Raw genomic sequence first — 6,603 nt, forward strand, 5'->3', positions numbered from 1 at the left:
TTATATTAATGTAATTGTCAAATAATATTGACTCATTGTTCTTTGTTGTTGATATAATTGACCTACTGCAATAATCTCACCTTGTTTATTTTCAACAATTGGATAAGTAGCACGTAAATGTTGTGGTAATTTATGATCAATAAATAGCCGCCTTACTTTTTTATGACCATTTTTTAATACCACTTGATCACCTTGACGATAAGTACGAATACATAAAGGTAAATCTTGTTCATTAATAGCTACACTTGTCTCATCTATTTTCTCAACAGATAATATACATTGATAATTATCAAAACGTACATATTGTTGTAAATGCTGTTGATTTAAAATAATTGGTTCAATTTCAGCAGTTTTTTTTATATCATTTACTAACAATGTCATTTTATCATAACTTACACGCACTAGACAATGACTTTTCAAGTAATATTGCTTTTCTCCTTGTGCCGTATTAATCATATAACAAACCGATGCTACACTATGATGTTTCAAATCATTAATATTAGCATATTGCTGACATAATTGATAAAGCATTGTTTGCTGAATAATTTGATCCTGCATTAACCACTCTTTTCGATTAATCACAACTTTATTATCTTGTATCGATAAAATTAATTGCGTTAATAATTGTTGACTATACTGATTAATAAACTGTTGTTGTGCTTGATAGTGTTGATTAAAATCATCTAAATGTTGTACTGTTTGTGGCATAATTTGTTGACAAATCGGCATTAATAAATGACGTATTTGATTACGATGATAAGTTAATTGTGCATTTGAACTATCTTCTACATGTTTTAAATGACGCTTATCATAATAAGCTTGTATTTGCTGACGACTACATTTCAATAAAGGTCTTGCTACTTGATAATTATTTCGTGTGGATAATTCATTGATCCCTAATGATTGTTGATGAAATCTTCCAGTCATTAAACGATAAATAATGGTTTCACTTTGATCATCACCATGATGTGCTGTTAACAATAATTGACTATCACTTTGTTGCATTGCTTGATCAAAACAAGCATATCTCACTTCACGTGCAGCTTGTTGTGTCCCTAAATGATGCTGTTGTTTATAAGCTATTACATCACAATGATAGCCGTAAAAAGCTAATTGATAGTATTGCGCTAATTGTTCAACAAAACGATAATCCGAACGACTTTCTTGTCTTAAACCATGATCTACATGAACAATGGCTAATTGTTGGTAAGTATTAGACTGCGTCATCAACCAATCTAATAAGACAACTGAATCAATACCACCTGACACAGCGACTAATAATTTACTTTGTGGTGTCCATAAAATTTTTGCTGCTTTCATACTAACCTCTATTATTCATGTTGTGATTTTTGAGATAATATTTCTAAACGTTGATAGCTTTCTGATAAAAATTGAGATAATCGTTGTTCAAATTCTTGCCCTGTTAAGGGTAATGATTTTTGTTTGTTCATCGTTTGTTTTTTTTCTTGTTGTTGTGTCATTTTGGTTGGTTTTTTTTGACGTTGTACTTTTACACGTGCCAATTTCTGTAATTGTTTTTGAATAGGTGTGATTTCATCTTCTTCAATAGTTGGCACAACTGCGATTGGTGCAACTTTCTTTTTAGGTTTTGACGGTTGATCATCTAATTTAAAAGATAACTTCAATCTATTATTTTCTAATTGTTCTAACACTCTCACTGTTACACTTTGTTTCGGCTTATATAATTTTTTAAATTTATTTTTTTGTGCTTTTGACATTTCATTAATATGTACTAAACCTTTTTTGCCTGATTGCACTTTAACAAAAACACCGTAATCAGTAATATTAATTACTTTACCTTCTTCAATCTGTTGCATTTATTACCTCCATATTAAAAACGAGTAAAGACGAAGTTATTATTACAATCTCTTCGTCTTCTTACTTTTATATTGTCATTAGTCATTCTGATGAATCATATTATCAATTAAACTTTCATCATTTGGCAGTTTAAAAATAATTTCACCTTTATTAGATAATAAATATTGTTGACGTGCCAATTTTTCAATAAATTCTTCATTATTTAATGATTCAATCACTTCATTATATTGTGCTTGTTGTTTTTTCAACACTTCAATTGTGGATTGTTGTTCTACTATTTGTTGTTTTGTTTGTTTTATATCTATGTACATACGAATATTACTCACTAAAAAAATTAAAGATAGGATAATTAAGGGCACAATGACAAATAATCTTAAACGATTAATTTTTATTTGTTGACTGCGTTTCATAGCCGCAGCTCTCACTGATTGTTGGTGACCTTTTTTATATACATAATCTGCATCTAATTTTGTACGTTTAACCACTTATTATCCCCCTTCTTAATTTTAGTTATATCATTATCTCTCTAACTTACTACATATAAAACAGATATGCAAGTGTAAATTCATGCTTTAATTAACGATTTAATAAAAAATCGATTGCTTCATCTATATTGTCAAAAGTACAGTCTGCTACTTCATTTTGTGTATCACCGATATATATCGTCGTCATACCTAACTGCTTCGCTGGTCGAATGTCATTTTCAAGAGAATCTCCTACCATTATTGTTGTGTTAGCAGCGATATTCAAGTCTTTTAATACAAATTCAAATGCTTTAAAGTCAGGTTTTTCAAAACCTATTTCTTCAGAAATATAGACTGGTAATAGGCCTTCAAACTTCGCACGTTTAATTTTACTTACTTGTTCTTCAATTTTACCATTCGTTAATATTGCCAGTGGATATTTTTGTTGTAATAACTGAATTTGTTTAATTCTTTGCGTATTAGGTTCTATCTTTTCTAATAAAATTTCAAAAAATCTTTGAAAAAATACTTGTGCTTGTTGTTCATTAAAGTTGATTTGATAGTGCTTCAATGTCAAAATAATTCTTTGCGTTCTTAATTCATCTAAAGTTATATCATTATCCAATAATTGTTGCCATAAATGTTTATCAAATGTTCTATACATTTTCATAAAATCATCATAACTACTGTACTTATCAAAATCATATTCTTTAAAAATTTGCTGATGCGCTTGTTCCCAATAATATTGAAAATCAAATAAAGTATTATCCCAATCAAAAATAATTGTTGTCAATGTTATCACTCCTTTTATATATTATATAGCTATCACTAGTCGTGTTGTCAATTTGTATCTGGTGATAATAAATACATGCTTCTAGTTAAATTCTCTGAATACCCGCACGATGATGATTAATTAATAATCGATAATTTTGATAATTAACATGTCTCTGATAATAAGGATACCATGCAACCTCTGAAAATATATGATTTTCGTCTAAAATAATTTCTACACATAGTTGATAAACTTCTGATGTTAATTGTTCATAAGGTACGATGACCTTATACGTATCTTCTTTAATATATATCACTTCACAATCTACACGCTGATTATTTAAAAGATACACATTGAAAATTGTTCCCTCTAACATTGAAACACTATGATAATGTGTAATTTTTATCCATAATTGTTGTTCAGTTGTTTTAACAATTTCTGTCATAATTCCTATACTTTCCACAATACCATCTGCTATATCTTTTTTAAATTGCTCCAAAGAAATCCCCCACTTTGATAAGTATGGTAATGGATCAATATGATCTGAATAATTATCAGGTTGATTATTCGTACAAAAACAATGTGTTTTAATACCACTTAATTCATTTGTATCAAGTGTTAGTGGAATATTGCCTTGCATAGCTAATGCTCTTAATAAATATATATATATTTCATAATCTTGACGAAATGCCTCATAGTTTTGATGACTTTCTATCAATTCAACTACTGCAAAGGTTTCGCAATTCCAACCACCACCCACATCATAAGCACCTTGACCTATTGGGGCAACTTGAATAATACTACCATTGCCTACAACATGTGTATAGAATCCTAAATTAATATCCTTATTATTGAGATAATCCGCTTCATTTTGTGCCGTTGAATTTGGATTACCTGTCGAATGTGCATGAATTTGTCTATATGGTGCTACACCTACTTGAGGCACATCCCATCGAATTTGTTGTTTTTCTTTATATTTTTTCATTAATCTTCCCCTTTATAATCATCTAATTGTTGTTTAACTTTTTCTAAGCGTCGAATAATCCAATTAGGGACCGGAATACCAATTAATGTTAAATTTTCTATTAATGAGATACTATAAGTGACAATGTAGAATAAAATTATTGCATAGATAATACCTTTAAATCCTAATATCATAAAATATGGATAAATTATCAATAAAATAATTATCATTAACATATGCTTACATAACCCTATTAAACCTACACTACTATTTAATTTATGTTGCACTAAAGCTTTCATATAGCCAGTCAATACATCTAATATAATAATTAGTGTGATAATATGTATGTATGGATCTCTTGTCATTAAATTTGTTGTTTCAATTAGCTTTTCTAAACTAATATTCATTTTTCCACCTACTTTCTTTTATCATTTAAATTGTTATCGTTACTATTTTTATCCCAATTTTGTTATAATATAAAAAATATCATGTAAATGGAGGAAGCCGTATGATTAATTTTTTGAAACAACATCCTTTAATTAGATTTGCAATTTTATTTTTTGTACTAAATGCTGTATGTATAACATTATTTCAATTATCACTTTGGATGGAAACACCTCATGAAGAAAGTTATTTATCTATTATTGATGATATATTAATTTATTTCTGTATTAGTACTTTATATCAAATTCCACAAATTATATTTATAGCGATAACATTACCTCGCGATTTTACACAATACTTCATAAAATTTTTATGTGTTTATACTATTGTTTCTTTTGCAATTGCTGTATATTGTTTCTATTTAACATGCTTCTTATATTCAAATAGATTTTTTCAAACTGATTTTTTTCTACTTACATGTTCAATTATATGTGGATTATACTATGTTGATTTAATCATATGTTTAGTTATTAGATATATTGTTAACATTTATAATCGCCATTAATTTATTATTTTCATATAATGGAGGAATTCGTATGATTAATTTTTTGAAACAACATCCTTTAATTAAATTTGCAATTTTATTTTTTGTACCAAATGCTGTATGTATAACATTATTTCTATTAGCACTTTGGATGGACGTACCTCCTAAAGAAAGTTATCTATACAACATTTATGATCTATTAGGTTATTTCGCTGTTATGACTGTTTATCAAATTCCTCAAATTATATTTATAACGATAGCATTACCTCACGATTTTACACAATACTTCATAAAATTTTTATGTGTTTATACTATTGTTTGTTTTGCTATATGTCTATATTTGTCTTGTTTACTAAGCTTTTTATATCCAGGTAGATTTTTTGATATTGATTTTTTTCTATATATATGTTCAGTTTTAGGTGGAATATATTACATTGATCTAATTATATGTTCAGTTATAAAATACATTTTTTTTAAATAGAACGAACGGCATTAATTTATTATTTTCATATAATGGAGGAATTCGTATGATTAATTTTTTGAAACAACATCCTTTAATTAGATTTGCAATTTTATTTTTTGTACTAAATGCTATATGTATAACAGTAGTTCAATTATTATTTTGGATAGAAACTCCTCCTAAAGAAAGTTATCTATACATCATTTATGAGATATTGGGTTTTTTCAGTATTATGGCTGTATACCAAATTCCTCAAATTATATTTATAGCAATAGCATTACCTTGCGATTTTACACAATACTTCATAAAATTTTTGTGTGTTTATACTATGGTTTCTTTTACTACATATCTATATTGGTGCTGTTTACTATTCTTTTTCTGTACAGATATGTATTTAAAAATTGATTTTTTTCTAACTACATGTTTAATTTTATGTGGAATATATTACATTGATCTAATTATATGTTCAGTTATAAAATACATTTTTTTTAAATAGAACGAACAGCATTAATTCATTATTTTTAAAACGGTAGGAAACACTAGCCTCTAAATAAAAAACACTCATGATTTTGATATCATTTAACAAAATAATATCAAAACGCGAGTATTTTTATTTTTTAGGAATTTTATTTATTTTTAAATTGTTTTCTGGTAATCAATAAGTAAGTAGAAAAAAGCATAGTAATAAAGAATACTACAATACTATAATCCTTCTTCAAGAAAAATAAACCTACAGCTATAATAAGCATTACTAATAATAGTACATTTTGAATTTGTTTCAACATAATGCTCACCTCTTAAATTAATTTATCAATTCATATAGCATAACTAAATTGTATTATAAACATACATATATTTCAAATATTTATAATGAAGTACATTATGGTATAATAATTAAGTTACTTACACCTTCTGTAAAACTGTAACAGAAGGGAGGTATTACATTGAATTATTTCGTAGAAATTATAATAGCTATTATAGCGAATGTAATTTCTTATTGCATTTGTGAATGGCTTAATAGCTATTTTCGTAAGTAATAAGCCGAAAAAAAAGACAGAGTATACGGCTCTGTCTTTTTTGTATTACATTGAATTATTTGTAAACTAATTATATACAATTTTTTTTAATAAAGCAATTATAATATTTATTTTGATAGTGTCAACTTTTTGTTGGTGC

7 protein-coding genes are annotated in these 6,603 nt (G+C 27.0%); 1 reads left to right on the plus strand and 6 read right to left on the minus strand.

The annotated features are described in order from the left end of the window. From tilS to AC5EAH_RS02985, 6 genes are all read right to left on the minus strand, one after another. Nucleotides 1-1,320: a tRNA lysidine(34) synthetase TilS gene (tilS, locus tag AC5EAH_RS02960; protein ID WP_493493262.1), complete on the minus strand. Its 1,320-nt coding sequence runs from the start codon at nucleotides 1,318-1,320 to the stop codon at nucleotides 1-3. A gap of 11 nt (nucleotides 1,321-1,331) precedes the next feature. Further along, entirely contained in the window at nucleotides 1,332-1,838 is a 507-nt protein-coding gene (locus AC5EAH_RS02965; RefSeq protein ID WP_493493263.1) for a S1 RNA-binding domain-containing protein, read from the minus strand. A 78-nt stretch (nucleotides 1,839-1,916) separates the two neighbouring features. Further along, nucleotides 1,917-2,324: an FtsB family cell division protein gene (locus AC5EAH_RS02970; protein ID WP_493493264.1), complete on the minus strand. Its 408-nt coding sequence runs from the start codon at nucleotides 2,322-2,324 to the stop codon at nucleotides 1,917-1,919. Between the two features lie 91 nt (nucleotides 2,325-2,415). Continuing rightward, nucleotides 2,416-3,096 (minus strand): HAD family hydrolase, encoded by a 681-nt coding sequence (locus tag AC5EAH_RS02975; RefSeq protein ID WP_493493265.1) that lies wholly within the window; start codon nucleotides 3,094-3,096, stop codon nucleotides 2,416-2,418. An 85-nt stretch (nucleotides 3,097-3,181) separates the two neighbouring features. Continuing rightward, nucleotides 3,182-4,060, minus strand: a complete 879-nt coding sequence (locus AC5EAH_RS02980; protein WP_493493266.1) for an N-acetylmuramoyl-L-alanine amidase — start codon at nucleotides 4,058-4,060, stop codon at nucleotides 3,182-3,184. Beyond that, nucleotides 4,060-4,446, minus strand: coding sequence for a phage holin family protein (locus tag AC5EAH_RS02985; RefSeq protein ID WP_493493267.1), 387 nt, complete (start codon nucleotides 4,444-4,446; stop codon nucleotides 4,060-4,062). The genes AC5EAH_RS02980 and AC5EAH_RS02985 overlap by 1 nt, the downstream gene beginning before the upstream one ends. Nucleotides 4,447-4,547: 101 nt before the next feature. Here AC5EAH_RS02985 and AC5EAH_RS02990 point away from each other — a divergent pair, with 101 nt between their 5' ends. Continuing rightward, complete coding sequence (locus AC5EAH_RS02990; protein ID WP_493493268.1) at nucleotides 4,548-4,988, plus strand: hypothetical protein; 441 nt, start codon at nucleotides 4,548-4,550, stop codon at nucleotides 4,986-4,988. Nucleotides 4,989-6,603: the final 1,615 nt, after the last annotated feature.

It is taken from the genome of Staphylococcus sp. B1(2026) (genome assembly GCF_058895785.1).

Bases quoted from the DNA above. Each gene is read 5' to 3' on its own strand.
- tilS (WP_493493262.1), bottom strand. From the start codon at position 1,320: ATGAAAGCAGCAAAAATTTTATGGACACCACAAAGTAAATTATTAGTC.
- AC5EAH_RS02990 (WP_493493268.1), top strand. From the start codon at position 4,548: ATGATTAATTTTTTGAAACAACATCCTTTAATTAGATTTGCAATTTTA.
- AC5EAH_RS02965 (WP_493493263.1), bottom strand. From the start codon at position 1,838: ATGCAACAGATTGAAGAAGGTAAAGTAATTAATATTACTGATTACGGT.
- AC5EAH_RS02985 (WP_493493267.1), bottom strand. From the start codon at position 4,446: ATGAATATTAGTTTAGAAAAGCTAATTGAAACAACAAATTTAATGACA.
- AC5EAH_RS02980 (WP_493493266.1), bottom strand. From the start codon at position 4,060: ATGAAAAAATATAAAGAAAAACAACAAATTCGATGGGATGTGCCTCAA.